Below are 18,767 nucleotides of genomic sequence, written 5' to 3' on the forward strand. Positions count from 1 at the left end.
GACAACGTCATGAAATACAACGCCATGCTTGGCGCGGCCCTGACTGCCGCTGCGCTTGCCGCCTCAACGCTTGCCGAAGCGGGACAGGTCCCCGGCTCGCTAACGGCTGCCGATATTCCGGTCAGCCATCGGGACCGCGTCTATTCGTCTGATCAGTTTTCGAACACCGTTTCGATCGTCGATCCCGCAGCCAATCGTCTGGTCGGTGTCATCCGCCTCGGGGAGCCGACCCCGGCCAACTTCAGCCCGCTCTATCACGGTCAGTTGCTCGTGCACGGTATGGGCTTCTCTCCCGATCATCACACACTTGCCATTGTCTCCATCGGCTCGAACTCGGTGACGTTCATCGATACGCAAACCAATTCGGTCAAGCACGTGACCTATGTGGGCCGCTCCCCGCACGAGGCGTTTTTTACGCCCGACGGCAACGAGGTGTGGGTGACCGTGCGCGGCGAGAATTACGTGGATGTGCTCGACGGCAAGACCTTCGAAGAGAAGACGCGCATTATCGTGCCAGCCGGGCCGGGCATGCAGATCTTCTCGCCGGACGGAAAGTACGGATATATCTGCTCGTCCTTCAACCCGGAAACCGATGTCGTTTCAGTCGCCGATCACAAGATCGTGGGCCGGGTCACGCAGGCGAGCCCGTTCTGTCCGAACATTGCAGCAACGCCTGATGGGCGGCAGGTCTGGTTCACGCTGAAGGATGTGGGCAAGACGCAGGTGTTCGACGCCCGTCCGCCATTTGCACTGCTGAAAACGCTCGATACGGGGCCGATCACCAATCATGTGAACATCGTGCGGAACGCACACGGCATGTTTGCATACGTGACGGTGGGAGGCCTGAACCAGATCAAGGTGTTCCGTACCGACGATTTTTCGCAGGTGGCGACCATTGCTGTCGGCAGCCTGCCGCACGGCATCTGGCCGTCTGGCGACGGCACGCGCGTCTACGTGGGCCTCGAAAACGGCGATGCGATGACGGCAATCGACACGCTGACCAACCAGGTCATCGCCACGGTGCCGGTCGGCCAGGCGCCGCAAGCCGTGGCGTATGTGCCCGACGCCGTGCCGGATGGCGATGGCACGGCCAACACGCAGCCGCTCGGCGCGGCCGGCGCGGCTACGCACGTCATGCTGATTCCGGTGGGTGGAGGCGCAGCCGACCATGGCGATGCGCCCACTTCGGTGGCGTTATTCGATCAGGGATTGCTGCAGGTGCTGCAGGCTGCGGTGACGGGATTGCAGGCGGGTCAGCCGTATTTCCTCGGACTTTCGGACCACGCCGACGGCAGCGGCCGTATTGACGTCCTCGCGAGCTTCAAGACCAGTCCGGCCGGCTCGGCGATCGTCGACACGCTGGGCCAGATTCGACAGGTCGTCATGCCTGGCACGCCGGGCGTGGCCGATCACCGAAGATATCTCGTGATCGCTCCGAACGTGGGCGGCGCGCCCGGACCCGCAGTGCAGGTGCAAGCCTTGTGAGTGTCCCGGGCATCGTCCTGGTCATTTCGAATTCCTTAGTAAAAGGCCCGGGACGCGTGGGCGAGACTGTCTGTTTGCCCACGTAAGGCAGCGCCTGACGCTTGACGCCAGCTTTTGTGGGAAGCTAACTGACGGTGATCGACACCCGAAAGCGAGGTGAGGAAATGAGAGCCTCCCGCAATCTGGCTATCAGCCAGCTTACTGTCCTTCTCCTGCTCCTTCTGGCGTACGGCATGGCCAGCGCTGCCGGCGATCGTGCAGCGCCCGCAGCCTCACCCCGCTTCGAGCCGAGTGAGCTTTCGACAGACTGCATCGACCGGGAATATCGCGGGAAGAACGCCAGACTGGGACTCGATTACACCGACCTGATCAACAACTGCGGCGCATCGGTCATCATCACGTGGCAGTCATTCAACAACGGCGCGCCGCAAACGGAAGGCGGGGGGATGGGACAATCGGAATGCATACCGCCTGGCGGTTCCATCACCACCGCATCGCGCCAGCGGCTCGGCACGGAAAGTGAGAATCTGCCTGTTAGCGTCGTGACCTGCCAGTGATAGCGGCGGCGCCGGTTCAGTCAGAAATCGCTTTCACTCTTCGCGAGGCCACGTGTATTCGTTGGCACTTCTTTCTTTCTAACCACTGCAATGATTTCTCGACGATGTCGGCAGGCACCTCGTCGAATGACGTGTTGCGGATCAATGTCTCGCTCGCGGCAATGTCGTTGAACTCCCCCAGCGTCTTTTGCACGGACGTCAGTTCCTTGATGGTGCGCTCGTGCTCGCCTTTGATCACGGGTTGAAAAAACTCGAGCAGATACCGCAGCTTTTTACCGGCCTTGCGCACGTCATGGAGGTTTTCCTCGTGGCCAGCCTCGCTTCGCGCGGCGTGTCTGCTGCGCTTTCGAAGCGTGCGCTGCGCCATACGGACTCGCCGCCTGGCAAACGCGCGGATCGGAAGATCATTGCAACACGACTGCAGCGTGGTTTGCGCACGCAGCACGGCGTCGTTCAGAAATGCCTCGACGGCGTCGCTCTTGATCATGGCCTGGCTATGCGCCACCGCTTGCGCGCGCTTTTCACGCGCGGCGCTCACGAGCAGTTCGATGGATGCGTCTGACTTCTGCGCGGTTTTCAGGAGATCACCTGCGATGTCCCAGTCGCGCGTTCCGCCTGCCACGGCGGCCAGACGCTTGAATTCTTCGCTCGCTTGCGCGGTGGCTTCCTCACCGAGCCAGGGCGAGTACGCCCAGTACAAAGCACGAAGTTTTCTGAAGGCCACCCGAAGCTGATGAAACGCTTCGGGGTCGACTTCTGTCGCCAGGGTTTTCGTTCTTTGCACCACCTCGACGACCACTGGCATGGCCAATGACGAGAAGGTGCTGGCGATGGAGGTCTTGCTGGTGAGTGACGCAGCGGGGCGGCGCCGATCGATTCTGAAGCGAGTGCGCGGCCGCGGCAAGGGCCAGTCACCGTCCATATCCATTTCAGCCTCGAGTCTGACAAAAACAGGTTGGCCCAAACCATACCATATGGGCGGTTGGCAACCTAATCTTCGTGACGATTTGATGAAGTGTGCAAATTCTGACGAGTTGACAGCCTTTGCGTCGCCAGCAGGTTGAACTTCTGATTTTCTGTATTACGATGCTTAGCTAAGTCAGGCGTTGCTGTGCGGATGCATCGAGAAGCGCCCCCCGGGAACGAAGTGGGAGTTCGAGTTGAAGAAACGGGCCACCGTGATCTGTCGTAGAGGCAAGCGAATTCTCCTGGTAGCACGCAGTCAGTCGAAGTGGGCACTACCGGGTGGCATGTTGAAACGCGGTGAGCATCTTACGGAGACCGCGCTTCGGGAACTCAAGGAGGAGACCCGGCTCCTGGGCAAAACGGCCAGATATCTGTTCGACATTCGCGGCAAGCAGAAACACCACCACGTTTTTTCCTGCGAAATACCGAGGCAGGCCAAGGCACGGCCGAGCAGCGAGATAGCCAGGTGTCGATGGGTTCATCTCGACGACATCCCGCGCCTGATCACCAGCGGCCCAACGAACGATATCGTGCGGCTGATCAACCAGCGGCGCAGGAAGTAACACCACGGCCCTCGTGGTGAGGGATTGAACGCCCACGGCGTTCAATCCGGATGCATCTGCCATCCAGGCAGATGCCCCAAGCCCATCGTCACCAACGCTTCGCGCCCATCACGCGTTTTCGTCGCCTTTGGCCGGACGGCCCGTCTTGACGGTCTCGAGCGCTTCGATCGCAGCCAGCAGCCGCTTCTGCGGGGCCGATTCCAGCAATTGAAGGCCGGCGCGCAAAAGTTCGCTCTTTCTCACGGCAACACCGGCCTCCAGGCACTTGCGTTTGAGGAGTGCGATGCGCTGGTAATCCGTCTTGGGCATCGTGAAGCTGTCGCGCACGACCTTGTCTTTCTTCACGCGCTTGGCCTTGACCTTTTCGGCCGGTGCGGCTGCAGGTGCAGGAGCCGGTGCCTCTGCAGCGGCGCGAGCGGGTTTCGCCGCCGCTTTGGGTACGGCCTTTTTGCGTTTGGACTTAACCGCCGCTTCCGCTGCCGCAGCGGGCTTTGCTGCTTCGCTTTGCTCTTGCGCGGTTGCCTCGGTTGCCTCGGACTTCGGGAAGTGGAACGCCTTCTTGGTGGGTTTGCGTGTGGTCGCTACAGTCATGTCGATCTCCGGTCTGAAAACGGTATAAACAGTATATACGGTTTATAGCGACATTCCACACGTGCCGCGATCCATCTTCGAACCTGTTCAGTGAGTCCTTGCTAACACGTCCGCTGAATGGCGACGTCAGCATCCATAAGCTCTTCTTTGCGATCGATTGCAGTGTCACCGGATCGTCACATTGCGAACGTAACGTCCAGCGCATCAATAACGATTTTGAGGAGTACAGGATGAGACTCAGTCTCTTTGCGATTGTCATTCTCGCGCTAGGCACGGGCATCGCGCAGGCTGCGGATATCACGGGCGCGGGTAGCACCTTCGCAGCACCGATCTACACGAAATGGGCGGACGCCTATCAGAAGTCGGGCGGCGGCAAGGTGAATTACCAGGGCATTGGCTCGTCGGGTGGCATCAAGCAGATTCAGGCCAAGACCGTCGATTTCGCGGGCTCGGACGCTCCGCTGAAGGATGACCAGCTGGCCAAGGACGGCCTGTTCCAGTTCCCGACGGTGGTCGGTGGCGTCGTGCCGGCGATTAATGTGCCGGGCATCAAGGCAGGCGAAATCACGCTGTCGGGCCCGGTGCTCGGCGACATCTACCTCGGCAAGATCAAGAAGTGGAACGATCCGGCCATCGCCGCGCTGAACCCGAAGGTCAAGCTGCCTGATCTCGACATCGCCGTGGTCCGCCGCGCCGACGGCTCGGGCACCAGCTTCATCTGGACGAACTACCTCTCGAAGGTCAACCCCGAGTGGAAGAGCAAGGTCGGCGAAGGCACGACCGTGAGCTGGCCGACAGGCACGGGCGGCAAGGGCAACGACGGCGTCGCCGCCTTCGTGCAGCGTCTGCCGGGTGCGATCGGCTACGTCGAGTGGGCGTACGCCAAGCAAAACCACATGGTCTATGCCGCGATGAAGAACGAAGCGGGCGCGGTCGTTCAGCCGAGCACCGAAACGTTCAAGGCAGCGGCCGCCGGTGCGGACTGGAAGAAGTCGTTCTACCAGATCCTCACGAACGAGCCGGGCAAGGACGCATGGCCGGTTGTCGGCGCGACCTTCGTGCTGCTGCACACGGCACAGGACAAGCCGGACCAGGGCAAGGAAACGCTCAAGTTCTTCGACTGGGCCTTCAAGAACGGCTCGTCTGCCGCTGATAGCCTCGACTACATCTCGCTGCCGGAGTCGGTCGTCAGCGAAATCAAGTCGCAGTGGAAGGAGAAGGTCAAGGACGCGAGCGGCAAGCCGATCGCGCCATAATCTGAACCGGAATGCGGGCGCGCATGCATCGCGCGCCCGCATTCAGTCACTCAGAGCGGTCGAGGCTTCACCTGCCTAGTGCGCGTCTTTGCGCAAACTCCGAAGATTCTCGCGCACGCGCCGCGCGACCAGCACGGTCAGGTAATCCATGATGCGCGCGCCGTCGCTGAATGCCGCCCAGGTTTCTTCGTACATCCTGGAAACGGTCTCCATGGGAGCATGGGTCTCGTCTGCAATCGCCTTTACGAGTTCTTCTGCGGCGTGCTGGTTCATCAATGCCTCCATGCGTATAGAGGGTGGACGCGGGAAGGTCATTAAACTTCATCGCGCGTCCGGCACGCCAATACATTTAGCCTATCTACCGGCGCTTTTCGTTCGATCCGAATTTGTCGGTGTACAGCCTGTCAAATTCATTCGCCGGCAGGCGCGATCTCCAGGCGGTAACCCACACCGTAAATCGAGCGAATCATGTCCTGCTCGGGCCGGATAGACTGGATTTTGCGCCGCAGGTTCTTGACGTGCGAGTCGATCGTGCGGTCGGCCACTACACGGTGATCGTCGTAGAGCGCGCGCAGTAAAAAGTCGCGCGCGTAAATGCGGCCCGGGCCCGAATGCAGCAGCGCAAGCAAACGAAATTCGATGGGCGTGAGGTGCAGATCCCGACCGTCCAGGCGCGCGGCGTGTTGCGCAACATCGATCGAGAACGGCGAGGCAACGGTGCCTTCCGCCTCCTGGTGCGCGCGCGCAAGCAGTTCGGCCCGGCGCAGGATCGCCTTGACGCGCGCCACGACTTCACGCGGACTGAACGGTTTGCACACGTAGTCGTCGGCACCCAGTTCGAGCCCGAGCAAACGGTCGATTTCGTCCACGCGCGCCGTGATGATCATCACGGGAATGCTGGAGAACGTGCGAAGTTCGCGGCACACGTCGAGGCCGCTGCGTCCGGGCAGCATCAGGTCGAGCAGCACCATCGACGGTTGATGTTCGCGCACGTAGGGCACGACCTCCCGGCCGTCCGAAAGGATCGTCGTGGCGAAATCCTCCTTCGCGAGGTAATCGGCGAGCAGAGCCGCGAGCTTCGGCTCGTCTTCGACGATGAGTATGGACGGCCGCGTGGTCGGATCAATCATGATGCGTGTGTAGGCGAGGAAGTTGAACCAGAATCCGCAGCCCGCCGAGCGGGGAGCGCGATGCCTCGATGGTGCCGCCGTGTTGCTCCACGATGTGCTTGCACAATGCGAGTCCAAGACCCGCCCCGCCGCTCTGACGGCTGCGCGATGGATCGACGCGGAAGAATCGGTCGAACAGATGCGGCAGCAGCGGCGCGGGAACCGGCGGGAACGAATCTTGAACATCGACATAGATGTCGTTGTCGTTCGACGTGACCGAGAGCCGGACGCGGCCACCGGCATTGGTGTAGCGCAGCGCGTTTTCCAGAAGGTTTTTCCAGAGCTGCGTGAGGCGATAGGGGTCGCCCGAGAGCGTTGCGTGAGCGTCGCCGGGAGCGAATTCCAGCGTGATTTCCTTGGCGCCGAGGCGCTCGCGAAATACGTCGCATGCGGCTTCCACGATGGGTACGAGATCGAGCGGCACTTTCTCGAACGAGAGCTGGCCGATGTCCGCTAGCGAAAGTTCGTAGAGGTCGTCGATCAACTGGCTGAGCATCGCTACTTCGGACTGCAGAGAAGCGATGGTCGCCGCATCGGGCCGGCGCACGCCGTCCTCGATCGCCTCGAGTTCGCCGCGCAGCACCGAGAGGGGCGTGCGCAACTCATGCGAAATATCGGCGATAAAGTCGCGCCGGTCGCTTTCGGCTTTTTCGAGCGACGCCGCGAGCCGGTTGAAATCGCTCGCGAGCATCTGCAATTCGTCGCTGCCTTTGGCTGGCACGCGCGTGGCATAGTCGCCGCCCGCGAGGCGATGCGTGGCCGTGACGATCCGCTTGATCGGTGTGAGCAGCGTGCGCGCGAGGATGATCGACACGGCAGCGGAGAGCAACGCGGTAAAGCCCACGATGATCCACGTCGCCTGCATCTGGCGGTCCTTAAAGCGCTGCTCCGCCTGATTGATGAGCGAGGTGGGTCCCGCCACCGCGATCCAGCCAACCGTTTGCCCCTTGACGCGCAGCGGATGGCGCACGGCGTCGGGCGGTGGGGGCGGCCCCGCGCTCGTGACGAGCTTCATGTCCGCGTCGTAAAGCGTGTAGGGCGGGCGAAACGGCCGCGAGTGCTCAGCAAGGCCGGGGGCGAAGGGGCCACCGTTGCCGCCATCGTCGTGGAAGCCGCCCGGCGCATCGGGCGGCCGGGCGTCGCCCGGCGGCGCGCCTGGCGGCGGCCCGCCATCGAATGGAGGCCGGTCTTGCGTCGGCTCGCGAACGAAATCCCAATTGCCATGCTGGGCGTACGAGGCTTCCAGTTCCTGCTGGAGCGCCGCCACTTCGCTCGCACTTTGCTCCTGCAGAAAATCCACGAAGCCAAATTCGAAACTCGTCCGGATCGCGACGCCCATGGCCACGGCGGCGAGCACGCAAGCGGAAAGAATCGCGAGGAAGACTTTGGCGGTGACGCTGACTTTCATGACGAGTTCAGCAGGGAGCAATAAAAGTGAGTGCGAATTTATTCGGCACTATTTTCGCCCGAAGCGTGCCGTAAGGTGTGCATGGCCCGTCCGAATCCACATTTTCTCCAGATTTCCCTTCTTTTTCCTGCACCGTTGTTCCGTATGATCCGCTGCGGATCGAAGCGCATCCCTGCGTTCGTGCGCGGGATCCGGATGGAATGACGCGCATCTCAGAGGAAGGGACAGACCGATGGACATTCACGTGCTGCTTGTCGAACCCGATCAGGCGTGTCGGGACGACCTGCGTACTTATTTGCAGCGTCAGCAGATCGCGGTGTCGGTGCTGTATGGCATTGAGCGGCTGGAGCAGCGCCTCGCGCGAGAAACGCCTTCGCTCATCATCCTGCGGCACGATGCGCTCAAGATCGACGGCATTGCAACGCTGCGCACGCTGCGTGAACGCGGGTGGCTGACTCCCGCCATCATCGTGAGCCAGTCCGCCGACGTGGCCGACAAGGTGCTCGCCTTCGAATTCGGCGCCCACGACTATATGGTCGATCCGTTCGATCCTCGCGAACTGCTCGCGCGCTTGCACCACGCGTTGCGCTGCAAGATCGATTACCCCGCGTCGCCGCGCAAGGAGACGAAGTACGTCTTCGACGGATTCGAACTCGACGCAATCGACAATCAACTGTTCAGGGACGGCCTCAAAATTCCCGCGCCTCCCCTGGTTCTCGCCGTGCTCGCGGTATTCGCCGCGAACCGCCTGCGGCCGCTTTCGCGTGAGCGCATCGTGAACATGATCGATCGCAATTCGTCGCTTCACGCACGCAGCGTCGACGTTGTCGTTTTTCGTCTGCGCAAGCTGCTTGGCCTGTCGCCTTGCGGTCGCCAATATATTCAAACGCGTTACAGGGATGGTTATGTTTTTTGCCCTGACGACGCGCTTCCCGATCTGGACCAGGCTGCTGCCCGCGGATAAAAAACCCGGCGTTTTCGCCGGGTATGCAAAGGGTTGAAGGTAAAGCACCCTTCATCCGCGGTCGAGGCTATCCGCGCAATGTCAGGCGAAGACCAGCGTAGCAGGTAACGTCGCATTCTCGAACTCCAGAACCATTGCTATTTCTTAACGCGTAATCGGTTCTGTAACGTTCGCGCGCGCTGGCGTGGCGTAGAAGAAATGTGCAGAAAGATCACGTAACCCGGAAACTGCGCCACAGTGGCAACATGCGTGCCCATAGCCCCAACCCGCCTGGACACGTAACCGATGCGACAACCCGACCGTGTGGGTCACGCTCAGCACGAGCACGCGAAAGCACGCAACGCGGCGTTTGTGATGTCGCCAGCGCTAGGGGATTCGCTGAATCTGCTGGTCATCGCACACAACCTCGTGCGAGCGGGCTGGCAGGTGGAAATATTCGGAAATCACGCGTGGTCGCTTGCGCGCTGGTTCCCGCAGCTGTCGATGAACCCGGCGCTCAGCGAGGATCAACGTGTCGTTTCTGCCGGGCAAACTGCGCGACGCCTGGTTCTCCTGGCGGCTGCGCAGCGCGAAGCGTGTAGCGGCCGTGGACGTCATGATCGGCTGCAACCGTGTCGACAGTTCGGATATCGCGGTGTGTGGCGGCACCCATCGCGGGTTTCTCCGCGCAACAGGCCGCAGACCCAAGCTTTCCGACCGTTGGCAGATCGCGCTGGAAGAACGCCTGTATGCCAATGCGGCGATCGTTCTCGCGCATTCACCCTTGATGCGTGATGAACTGATCGAACTGTACGGGATCGATGAAGTCAAGGTGCGCGTTCTGCGTCCCCCGGTCGATACGGCGCGCTTCACTCCCGTCGATTCGGCTGCTCGTGCCTCGCTGCGCAAGCGGTTCGGCTTCCAGGACAACGAGTGCGTGTTGCTCTTTCCTTCGAGTAGCCATGTGCGCAAGGGACTCCCACTCATTGAAGCCGCTGTGCGAGACCTGAAAGTACCCGTCGTCGTCGCGGTAGCAGGTCGCCCGGTGGCCAGTAACTCGCCGCATGTGCGTTACATCGGCTTTCAGCGCGAAATCGAAGACTGTTATCGCGCGGCAGACTTCACGATCCTGGCTTGCGCCTATGAGCCCTTCGGGCTGGTGGGTATCGAATCGGTCATGTGCGGCACGCCGGTGATCATTCCGTCGACGATGGGTTGCTGCGACGTGATTGCCACGCACGCGAAACACGTGTTCGAGCGGGGCGATGTGCGATCGCTGCGCGAGACGATCAGGAGCGCAATCGCCAGCCGGTTTGTCGTGAACGGTCAGCCTGTGCGAGAAAACGCCAACGAGAACGGACAAGCCGTGCTGTACGACGCCAGCGTGGCCGGGCACGTCGACTCGCTGCTTTCGCTAGCCAGCCAGGTTCATACAGGGTGGGGTGTCAACGCCGTTGGCGCCTTACGCGGCGTCGCTTCGACGCTGGGTCTGAGCGCGGCTGTCGTGGCTGTCAATCCGCGTTCACATTGACCGCCACGTCCACCTGATGCGCGCCCCCACCAAGAATGACGCCGCGCAGGAGCGACACGTCGGTGTAATCGCGGCCGATGGCGAGCGTCACATGGCCCTGGTCGGCTAGCACGTCGTTGGTCGGATCTAGATCGACCCAGCCGGCAGAGGGTGCAGACGGCGCCGAAGGCACGTAGAGCGACACCCACGCATGCGAGGCGTCGGCGCCGATCATCGGTTGAGCGCCTTCAGGCGGGTCGTTACGCAGATAGCCGCTCACGTAGCGCGCGGCGAGCCCGATCGAGCGCAGGCAGCCGATCATGACCTGGGCGAAATCCTGACACACGCCATGGCGCAGTTCGAATGCGCGCGCGGCGGGGGTGTCGAACGACGTTGCCGAGGGGCGGTACGTGAAATCGGCGTGGATGCGATGCATCAGGTCGATCGCGCCGGCCAGAACCGGGGCGCCGGGCGCGAAACTCTCCAGCGCGTAGGCGCGCAATTCCGGCAGCAAGGCGATATTCGGCGACGCGAAGCAGAACTCCGACTCCGCATGGAAGGCGCCACCCGCCGTGTAACGCAGCCTATGCGCGACGTCTTCCCAGGCCGGCGTGTCGTCTGCTTCGAGCGTCGCGTAGCGCGGCGAGAGCAGCACGCTCGTTTCGCTCGTCATCTGCAGGTAGTCGTGCGGCGCGTCGAACGAGAAGTAGAGAACCTCGTTGCCGAAGGCGTCGCGGCGGCTCGTCTGATACGACGGCGCGGGTTCGATACGCTCGCGGTGCGCGAGCACGCGCTGCCAGGGAAGGTCGAGCGGACGGATGGTCGCGAGATGCTGCGCGGTCTCGACGAGCGTCGAATAGCGGTAGGTCGTGCGGTGCGTGACCGCGAGGCGCGTGCCGTTCATGACCAGACCTGCGCGGCGAGCGGCACGGCGTGGCTGAACCAGCGCGCGCTGATCTCGTTCGACATCGCGGCCATACGCTCGGCGAGACTGTCGCATAGTGCGGTGAGCGCGGGGTAGCGGCCGTCGTCGCCGGGCTCGCAAAGCGCCTCCAGCGTCGGCAGCGCCTCGATGGGCGCGAGCTGCGAGGCGAACGGCTCGCGCTTTGGGCCGCGCGCGGCCTGGGCGATTTCGTCGAGCCGCGCGCGCAGCCGCGCGTAGACGCCATAGAGGCCGCGCGGATTGGTCGGGTCGGTCACGATCACGTCGAGCAGAGCGGGCACTTCGAGGCGCCCCGGATACAGCGAGCGATACGTGAGCGTGCTGTCGAACAGTTGCAGCAGCACGTCGAAGCCCGCGGGCGTGGCGAGCGTGCGTTCGTGCGCGGCGATACGCAGCATCGTGGACAACGCGGCCACGCGTTCGATATGGCGTCCCGCGAATAGCAGGCGCCAGGCTTCGTCCCGGGTCATACGGTCGCCCTGGCAGCCGCTGATGGCGCTCAATTGTGTGGCGAGCGCATCGAGCGCACCCATTAGCGCCATGCGGTCGTAGGGCGTGGGACGCCTGAATTCGATTGCCGCTCCCTGACGCGCTGCCGCGGGAACGAGCGAAAGCGCGTGAAGCGCATCGCGGAAGTCGTTGCGCGAGGCGAGCACGGTGCGCCAATGGTCGTTCGAAAGCCGGCCGCGAATCTCGCCGCACGCGTACGCCTGGCTCGCGAGCGTGCTGCCAATTCCGGTTGCGCCCGCATTTTCATGCAGATTGGCCACGAGCACGCGCTCGAAGTCGTCGAGGCTGCGCCGGGCATCGCTGCCCGTGGAGGGCACGAGCCCATTGGCGGCGGCCAGTTCAATGAAGGTGCCAAACAGCTCTTCGGCGTCGCTGCCTTCGAGTGAACCGAGAATCAGCCGGCACAGGCGCACGCCGTTTTCGGCGCGCTCGCCGTAACGCCCCGCCCAGAACAGGTTCTCCGCTGAACGGCTCGGCACGCGGCGGCGCTCGCGGCGTAGCTCTCCCGGCTTGATCGGGCTCGGCAGGAGCGTGAAGGTCGAACCGGGCTGGCTCGACAGCACCCAGGTATCCACGCTGCTGCCGCCCATCTGCATCGATACGGATTCCTGATGTTCGGCTGCGAGGCGCGTGAAGCCGCCAGGCAGCACGCGCCAGCCGCATTCCTGGTCGGCAATCGCGTAGACGCGCAGCACGGCGGGCCGCGCGCCGAGCATGCCTGCACCGGTCTCATAGCGCGGCGTATAGCTGTAGCACAGCGGTTGCTGGACCGTGAAGGCGTCGGGCAACTGCTCGATGCGCTCGCGCCAGTCGGCGAGCGGTTGCATGCCGGCGGCGAGTCCGGGCGCCACGGACGCCGCGTTCGCCGCGCCCGGCCACGTCGGCACGAGCAGCGCCTCGGGCGCCTGCGCGAGCGCGTCGCGCCAGGCCGCGTCTTCGCCGCACCACCAGGTCGAGATGCCCGGCAGCGCAAGCTCCTCCCCGAGCAGCGCTTGCGCGATGCCGGGCATGAAGCCGTGCAGCGCAGGCGATTCGACGAAGCCCGCGCCGGGCACGTTCGAGACCATTACGTTGCCCGCGCGCATGACCTGCAGCAGGCCCGGCACGCCGATGGTCGAGTCGGCGCGAAGCTCGACCGGGTCGCAGAAGGTGTCGTCGAGGCGGCGCAGCACGGCGTGCACGCGCTCCAGCCCGTCCAGCGTTTTCAGGTACAGCATGTCGTCGCGCACCGTGAGGTCCTTGCCCTCGACGAGCGTGAGTCCGAGGTAGCGCGCGAGGAACACGTGCTCGAAGTAAGTCTCGCTAAACGGCCCCGGCGTGAGTAGCACGATATGCGCAGACGCGCCGCCCACGCTGCGCTCGTCGGCGCTCATGATCGCGCGTGCAGCCGCGGCGAGCGTGGCGACGAGCTGCGAATAGGACGGCGCGAGACGGTGCACCCGCATGGTGCGAAACGGCTCGGCGAAGAGGCTCGAGACGATGAGCCGGTTTTCCAGCAGATAGCCGAGTCCCGAGGGCGCTTCCGTGCGGTGCGAGACGACGGTCCACTGGCCTTCGGGCGAGCGCGCGAGGTCGAGAGCGACGATCTGCAAATACTGGCGGCCGGGCGGCACGAAGCCTTTCACGGCGCGCAGATAGCCCGGGTGGCCGAACACCAGCGCGGGCGGCAGCAGGCTGCGCGCAAGCAGCGTTTGCGGCCCGTAGATATCGGCGACGATCTCGTTGAGCAGGCGCGCGCGCTGCGCGGCGCCGCGCTCGATCTGCGCCCATTCGGCCTCGTCGATGATGAACGGCAGCACGTCGAGCGCCCACGGCCGCGGTCCGCCCGCGTCGGCGTAGACGTTATAGGTGATGTCGTTCTCTCGCACCTGGCGCGCGACCGATGCCGCGGCGCCGTCGAACCCCGCCGCGCCCGGCTTGCCGAGCAGCCCGAAAAACTGCCGCCAGGGCTCGCGCAGCTCGCCTTCCGCCGTTTGCAGTTCGTCCCAGTGTCCGGCGCGCACCGGCAGCGTGCGCAGCGGCGCGCCCGCCTGGTCGTCGCTGGCGGAGGAATCGAACGGCAGGGTGGATTGAGTCGGCAAGATCGTGGGTCGTGACAGCGCGCCTCGTTCGTGAGGCGCGCCTTCGGTTAGGGCTCTTGACGGGTTATCGGCCGCAATTAGCCGCGGCGTAGATCCAGTGTGAACGGAAATTCGAGGCTGCGCTCGGGCGGCGCCACTTCCACGGGCCCCGGTGTGTGGCCGGTCGTGAAGAAGCGCGCGCGTCGCCGGCTCTCGGCCTCGTAGGCATTGACCGGAAACGTCTCATAGTGGCGGCCGCCCGGATGCGCAACATGATACTGGCATCCGCCGATTGCGCGCGCGCTCCAGGTGTCGACGATATCGATCGTGAGCGGCGCGTGCACGCCGATGGTGGGATGCAGCGACGTCGACTGTTCCCACGCGCGAAAGCGCACACCCGCCACGCTCTCGCTCACGCGCCCGGTGGGCTGAAGCGGCAGCGCGCGGCCGTTCACGGTCACGACGTGGCGGTTTTCGTTGATGCCGAGCACGCGCACTTCGAGCCGCTCCACTGACGAATCGACATAGCGCACCGTCGCGCCGGCCCCGCCTTCTTCGCCCATTACGTGCCACGGTTCGAGGGCGTGGCGCACCGAGAGCGCGATGCCGCTCGTCTGCAGCTCGCCGACCAGCGGGAAGCGGAACTCGAAGTGCGGCGCGAACCAGGCGGGATCGAGCGCGAATCCCGCCGCGGACGTTTCGGCGAGCACGTCGTCGAAATCCATCTGCACGAAGGTCGAGAGCATGAAGCGGTCGTGCAGTTCGGTGCCCCAGCGCGTGAGGCGTTGCGTGTACGGCGTCTGCCAGAAGCGCGCGACGAGCGCGCGCAGCAGCAGTTGCTGCGCGAGACTCATGCGCGCGTGCGGCGGCATTTCGAAGCCGCGCAGCTCGAGCAGGCCGAGGCGGCCGGTCGGACCGTCGGGCGAGTAGAGCTTGTCGATGCAGAACTCGGCGCGATGCGTGTTGCCGGTCACGTCGATGAGGATGTTGCGCAGCGTGCGGTCGATGAGCCAGGGCGGCACGCGCGGGCGGTCGTCGAAGGGGCTCCCGAAGCCACGCAGCAAATCGACCTGACGCTGAATCTCGGCGAACGCGACTTCCAGCTCGTAGACCTGATCGTTGCGCGCTTCGTCCACGCGCGGCGCCTGGCTCGTCGGCCCGATGAAGAGGCCCGAAAACAGGTACGACAGCGACGGATGGTTGTGCCAGTAGGCCACGAGGCTCGCGAGCAGGTCGGGGCGGCGCAGGAACGGGCTGTCGCCGGGCGTGGCGCCGCCGAGCACGAGGTGATTGCCGCCGCCGGTGCCGGTGTGCCGGCCGTCGAGCATGAACTTCTCGGTGGAGAGCAGGGTTTCGTGCGCGGTCTGATAGAGGAATTCGGTGCGCTCGACCAGTTCATCCCAGTTCGACGACGGGTGGATGTTCACCTCGATCACGCCGGGGTCGGGCGTGACCTGGAGCATTTTCAGGCGCGGGTCGCGCGGCGGCGGATAGCCTTCTATCACGACGGGGAGTGCCAGCTCGGCGGCGGTGGCTTCGACGGCGGCCAGCAGGGCGAGGTAATCGTCGAGTTCGGTGAGCGGCGGCATGAATACATGGAGCTGGCCTTGCGAGCGGCCAAAGGAGGCGGCTTCGGCTTTCGGCCCTGCGGCGCGCGCGGGGTCGCGTACTTCGACGCACAGTGCGGTGCGGTAGGTCCAGGCGGCGGATTCGCCGCGCTCGGGATAGCGGTTTGTTTCAGGTCCGTTCGCGGTTCCCGCGTTTTCCTCGTGCCGCGATTGCGCGGCAGCATCGAAGCCCGCCTCGTACTGCATGCGCAGTTCGGCCGCGCTGCGCAGCGGCGCCGGCGCGGCGAACGGATCGCGCGAGTGTTGCCACGGGTAGTCGCCCGCCGCGACCCACGGCAGCGAATCGAGCGGCAGACGGTAGCCCATCGGCGAGTCGCCGGGAATCAGATACATGCGGTCGTCGCGGAAGAACCATGGACCGCTCACCCAGCGCGGGCCCTGCAGGGCGGGCTGGGCCGCCGTCGGCTCGCCGCGCTCGCACGCAAGCGGCAGCACATAGCCCGTCACGGTATCGAGGCCCGAGTCGAACACGCGGCGCAGCCGCATGCGTTCCAGTTCGTCGTCGAGGCGCGAGTCGAACGGATCGACGTTCACGGGCAGGCGGCGCTCGCGCCACAGGTAATACCAGGTGTCCTCGTAGCCCGGCTGCACGTGTTGTGGATCGACCGCGAGCTTCGCTGCGACGTGTTCGATGAAGCGCTGCGCGTCCTGGGCCGTGTGGTGCGTCAGCGAGCGCTCGTCGGCGAAGAGCGCGGGATCGCGCCAACAGGGCTCGCGGTCCGCGCGCCAGAAGAGCGAAAGCGCCCAGCGCGGCAACTGCTCGCCCGGATACCACTTGCCCTGGCCGATATGCAGAAAGCCCAGTGCGCCATAATGCGCGCGCAGCTTGTCCATCAGCGCGATGGCATAGCGGCGCTTGGTCGGGCCGAGCGCATCGGTGTTCCATTCGGGCGCGTCGCGGTCGCCCGCCGCCACGAAGGTCGGCTCGCCGCCCATCGTGAGGCGCACGTCCTGGCCCGCGAGCGCGGCGTCCACCTGGACACCCATTGCGTGCATATCGGCCCATTGCGCTTCGGTGTAGGGCTTCGTCACGCGCGGCGTTTCGAGCACGCGCGAGATCGACATCGAATGCGAGAACTCGACTTCGCAATCGTCGAGCGCGCCCGAGATCGGTGCGGCGCTGCCGGGCTCCGGGGTGCATGCCACCGGAATATGGCCTTCGCCCGCGAGCAGGCCCGAGGTCGGATCGAGCCCGATCCAGCCCGCGCCCGACAGATAGACCTCGCACCAGGCGTGCAGGTCGGTGAAGTCGGCCTCGGCGCCGCGCGGGCCGTCGATCGCCTTGACGTCGGGCGTGAGCTGCAGCAGATAGCCCGAAACGAAGCGCGCCGCGAGCCCGAGCCGACGCAGCGTCTGCACGAGGAGCCAGCCCGTGTCGCGGCACGAGCCGGAGCCTTTCTCCAGCGTCTCCTCGGGCGTCTGCACGCCCGGCTCCATGCGGATCAGGTAGCCGATCTCGCGTTGCAGGCGCTGGTTCAGATCGACGAGGAAGTCGATGGTCACACGCGGCGTGCGGTCGATCGTCTCGACAAACGCGGCGAAGCGCGGCGTCGGCTCGCTGTGCGCCAGATACGGCGCAAGCTCCGCGGCCAGTTCAGGCGTGTACGCGAACGGAAAGCGCTCGGCGCTCGGTTCGAGAAAGAAGTCGAACGGGTTGTAGACCGCCATCTCCGCGACCAGATCGATCGTGACGCGGAACTCGCGCGTGGGCTCGGGAAACGCGAGCCGCGCCTGATAGTTGGCGAACGGGTCCTGCTGCCAGTTGACGAAATGATCGGCGGGCTCCACGCGCATCGAGTACGAGAGGATGGGCGTGCGGCAGTGCGGCGCGGGGCGCAGGCGCACCACGTGAGGCGCGAGCCCCACGAGCCGGTCATAGCGATACTGCGTGACATGGTTTAACGCGACACGGATGGACACACCCAACTCCTCGATCGACGTGGATGGAACGGCGGAAAAGGCACACGGCGCAGCGCGCCTATGATGCGCATGGTGCGAGTGCAGGATGTGACAGCGGCGGCCACGTGAGTGCGAGGCATGCGGCGTGCTGCGCGAGACATTGCGGCCCACGCGGCCCTCACAGGAATGCGGCCATGAAGACCTTTCACTGCGATCACTGCAATCAGCTGGTGTTTTTCGAAAACGAGCGCTGCGAGCGGTGCGAGGCGCGCCTCGGCTACGTGCCGCAGACGGGCGAGATGCACGCGTTCGAGGATGCAGGCGATGGCCGCTGGCGCAGCCTGAATGCGGCGGACCAGGGCGCGCTCTTTCGCCAGTGCCACAATTACGCGATCGAAAACGTCTGCAACGGCATGATCCCGGCCGATTGCGAGGACACGCTGTGCCGCGCCTGCCAGTTCACGCGCACGATCCCCGACCTCTCGCGGCCCGAGAACCGCCTTTACTGGTATCGCTTTGAGACGGCCAAGCGGCGCCTGCTCTACACGCTGGGGGCGCTCGGCCTGCCGTTCGTCACGCGCGCCGAAGACCCGGAACATGGCCTGCAATTCGCGTTTCTCGAAGAGACGGGCGATGGCCAGCACATCATGACGGGCCACGATCACGGCCTCATCACGATGAACATCGCCGAGGCCGACGACGCGCGTCGCGAGCGCACGCGCGTGTCGCTGCACGAGCCGTATCGCACCTTGCTGGGGCATTTCCGCCACGAGGTCGGCCACTACTTTTTCGACCGTCTTATCGCGCGGGAGCCAACGGGGCGTTGGCTCGAACCGTTTCGCCGCCGTTTCGGCGACGAGCGCGCCGACTATGCCGCCGCGCTCGCCGCGCATTACGCCGATGGCCCCGTGGCCGACTGGGCCGAGCGCCACGTGAGCGCGTATGCGTCCGTGCATCCGTGGGAGGACTGGGCCGAGACGTGGGCGCATTACCTGCATATCGTCGATACCCTCGACACGGCGACGGCTTGCGGCCTCGCGCTCTTGCCCGAAAGCCCCGACGAGCCCACGCTGGTCGACCAGACACCGGTGGACGAGGCGAGCTTCGAAAGCCTGATGGCGCGCTGGTTCCCGCTCGCTTACGCGCTCAACAGCCTGAACCGCAGCCTCGGCATGCCCGACGGCTATCCGTTCGCGCTGGCTTCGCCCGTCATCGACAAGTTGCGCTTCGTTCATCGCGTGATCTCGGCTTCGTCTTCGCGGTCGTGAACGCCCACGCG

General features: G+C 64.5%; 14 protein-coding genes and 1 pseudogene. 7 read left to right on the plus strand and 8 right to left on the minus strand.

Going from position 1 to position 18,767, the window contains the following annotated elements; genetic code table 11:
* The first annotated feature begins 9 nt into the window (after positions 1 to 9).
* Both M3I54_RS08280 and M3I54_RS08285 read left to right on the plus strand, forming a co-directional pair.
* On the plus strand, positions 10 to 1,485 hold the full coding sequence (locus tag M3I54_RS08280) for a YncE family protein (protein WP_254334632.1): 1,476 nt from the start codon (positions 10 to 12) through the stop codon (positions 1,483 to 1,485).
* A 134-nt stretch (positions 1,486 to 1,619) separates the two neighbouring features.
* Complete coding sequence (locus M3I54_RS08285) at positions 1,620 to 2,042, plus strand: hypothetical protein (protein WP_254334633.1); 423 nt, start codon at positions 1,620 to 1,622, stop codon at positions 2,040 to 2,042.
* A 16-nt stretch (positions 2,043 to 2,058) separates the two neighbouring features.
* Here M3I54_RS08285 and M3I54_RS08290 read toward each other — a convergent pair whose 3' ends face one another.
* Positions 2,059 to 2,970, minus strand: a complete 912-nt coding sequence (locus M3I54_RS08290) for a CHAD domain-containing protein (protein ID WP_254334634.1) — start codon at positions 2,968 to 2,970, stop codon at positions 2,059 to 2,061.
* Between the two features lie 232 nt (positions 2,971 to 3,202).
* Between M3I54_RS08290 and M3I54_RS08295 the strand changes: the two genes are divergently transcribed.
* On the plus strand, positions 3,203 to 3,571 hold the full coding sequence (locus tag M3I54_RS08295; RefSeq protein WP_028208124.1) for an NUDIX hydrolase: 369 nt from the start codon (positions 3,203 to 3,205) through the stop codon (positions 3,569 to 3,571).
* Between the two features lie 108 nt (positions 3,572 to 3,679).
* Here the strand turns inward: M3I54_RS08295 and M3I54_RS08300 are convergent, their stop codons facing one another.
* Positions 3,680 to 4,162: a hypothetical protein gene (locus M3I54_RS08300; RefSeq protein ID WP_254334635.1), complete on the minus strand. Its 483-nt coding sequence runs from the start codon at positions 4,160 to 4,162 to the stop codon at positions 3,680 to 3,682.
* Positions 4,163 to 4,392: 230 nt separating this feature from the next.
* On the opposite strand from M3I54_RS08300, the gene pstS reads away from it, so the two are divergent.
* A complete protein-coding gene (gene pstS, locus M3I54_RS08305; protein WP_254334636.1) occupies positions 4,393 to 5,418 on the plus strand; it encodes a phosphate ABC transporter substrate-binding protein PstS in 1,026 nt (341 codons plus the stop codon).
* 75 nt (positions 5,419 to 5,493) lie between these two features.
* Here the strand turns inward: pstS and M3I54_RS08310 are convergent, their stop codons facing one another.
* The 3 genes from M3I54_RS08310 to M3I54_RS08320 all read right to left on the minus strand — a co-directional run bounded on the left by M3I54_RS08310 (position 5,494) and on the right by M3I54_RS08320 (position 7,995).
* Positions 5,494 to 5,691: a DUF3562 domain-containing protein gene (locus M3I54_RS08310; RefSeq protein WP_254334644.1), complete on the minus strand. Its 198-nt coding sequence runs from the start codon at positions 5,689 to 5,691 to the stop codon at positions 5,494 to 5,496.
* A gap of 137 nt (positions 5,692 to 5,828) precedes the next feature.
* On the minus strand, positions 5,829 to 6,548 hold the full coding sequence (locus tag M3I54_RS08315) for a response regulator (protein WP_254334646.1): 720 nt from the start codon (positions 6,546 to 6,548) through the stop codon (positions 5,829 to 5,831).
* On the minus strand, positions 6,541 to 7,995 hold the full coding sequence (locus M3I54_RS08320) for an ATP-binding protein (RefSeq protein ID WP_254334648.1): 1,455 nt from the start codon (positions 7,993 to 7,995) through the stop codon (positions 6,541 to 6,543). The genes M3I54_RS08315 and M3I54_RS08320 overlap by 8 nt, the downstream gene beginning before the upstream one ends.
* A 232-nt stretch (positions 7,996 to 8,227) precedes the next feature.
* Here M3I54_RS08320 and M3I54_RS08325 point away from each other — a divergent pair, with 232 nt between their 5' ends.
* Both M3I54_RS08325 and M3I54_RS08330 read left to right on the plus strand, forming a co-directional pair.
* Positions 8,228 to 8,959, plus strand: coding sequence for a response regulator (locus M3I54_RS08325; RefSeq protein WP_254334650.1), 732 nt, complete (start codon positions 8,228 to 8,230; stop codon positions 8,957 to 8,959).
* A 502-nt stretch (positions 8,960 to 9,461) separates the two neighbouring features.
* A pseudogene (locus tag M3I54_RS08330) lies at positions 9,462 to 10,364 on the plus strand (glycosyltransferase family 4 protein); the annotation flags it as partial.
* A gap of 85 nt (positions 10,365 to 10,449) precedes the next feature.
* Here M3I54_RS08330 and M3I54_RS08335 read toward each other — a convergent pair.
* The 3 genes from M3I54_RS08335 to M3I54_RS08345 all read right to left on the minus strand — a co-directional run bounded on the left by M3I54_RS08335 (position 10,450) and on the right by M3I54_RS08345 (position 17,509).
* Positions 10,450 to 11,352, minus strand: coding sequence for a transglutaminase family protein (locus M3I54_RS08335; RefSeq protein WP_254334651.1), 903 nt, complete (start codon positions 11,350 to 11,352; stop codon positions 10,450 to 10,452).
* Positions 11,349 to 13,982, minus strand: a complete 2,634-nt coding sequence (locus M3I54_RS08340) for a circularly permuted type 2 ATP-grasp protein (protein ID WP_254334652.1) — start codon at positions 13,980 to 13,982, stop codon at positions 11,349 to 11,351. The genes M3I54_RS08335 and M3I54_RS08340 overlap by 4 nt, the downstream gene beginning before the upstream one ends.
* A gap of 77 nt (positions 13,983 to 14,059) precedes the next feature.
* On the minus strand, positions 14,060 to 17,509 hold the full coding sequence (locus M3I54_RS08345; protein WP_254334653.1) for a transglutaminase family protein: 3,450 nt from the start codon (positions 17,507 to 17,509) through the stop codon (positions 14,060 to 14,062).
* A gap of 173 nt (positions 17,510 to 17,682) precedes the next feature.
* Here M3I54_RS08345 and M3I54_RS08350 point away from each other — a divergent pair, with 173 nt between their 5' ends.
* The gene (locus tag M3I54_RS08350; protein ID WP_254334654.1) at positions 17,683 to 18,756 is read left to right on the plus strand and encodes a putative zinc-binding metallopeptidase; all 1,074 of its coding nucleotides are present in this window, start codon (positions 17,683 to 17,685) and stop codon (positions 18,754 to 18,756) included.
* Positions 18,757 to 18,767 lie beyond the last annotated feature (11 nt).

Source organism: Paraburkholderia sp. CNPSo 3274 (assembly GCF_024206475.1).
Taxonomy (GTDB): domain Bacteria; phylum Pseudomonadota; class Gammaproteobacteria; order Burkholderiales; family Burkholderiaceae; genus Paraburkholderia.

What these genes read in the sequence shown, in the direction of transcription:
- M3I54_RS08315 (WP_254334646.1), bottom strand. Translation starts at nt 6,548, where the DNA reads ATGATTGATCCGACCACGCGGCCGTCCATACTCATCGTCGAAGACGAG.
- M3I54_RS08320 (WP_254334648.1), bottom strand. Translation starts at nt 7,995, where the DNA reads ATGAAAGTCAGCGTCACCGCCAAAGTCTTCCTCGCGATTCTTTCCGCT.
- pstS (WP_254334636.1), top strand. Translation starts at nt 4,393, where the DNA reads ATGAGACTCAGTCTCTTTGCGATTGTCATTCTCGCGCTAGGCACGGGC.
- M3I54_RS08310 (WP_254334644.1), bottom strand. Translation starts at nt 5,691, where the DNA reads ATGAACCAGCACGCCGCAGAAGAACTCGTAAAGGCGATTGCAGACGAG.
- M3I54_RS08325 (WP_254334650.1), top strand. Translation starts at nt 8,228, where the DNA reads ATGGACATTCACGTGCTGCTTGTCGAACCCGATCAGGCGTGTCGGGAC.
- M3I54_RS08350 (WP_254334654.1), top strand. Translation starts at nt 17,683, where the DNA reads ATGAAGACCTTTCACTGCGATCACTGCAATCAGCTGGTGTTTTTCGAA.
- M3I54_RS08300 (WP_254334635.1), bottom strand. Translation starts at nt 4,162, where the DNA reads ATGACTGTAGCGACCACACGCAAACCCACCAAGAAGGCGTTCCACTTC.
- M3I54_RS08335 (WP_254334651.1), bottom strand. Translation starts at nt 11,352, where the DNA reads ATGAACGGCACGCGCCTCGCGGTCACGCACCGCACGACCTACCGCTAT.
- M3I54_RS08280 (WP_254334632.1), top strand. Translation starts at nt 10, where the DNA reads ATGAAATACAACGCCATGCTTGGCGCGGCCCTGACTGCCGCTGCGCTT.
- M3I54_RS08290 (WP_254334634.1), bottom strand. Translation starts at nt 2,970, where the DNA reads ATGGATATGGACGGTGACTGGCCCTTGCCGCGGCCGCGCACTCGCTTC.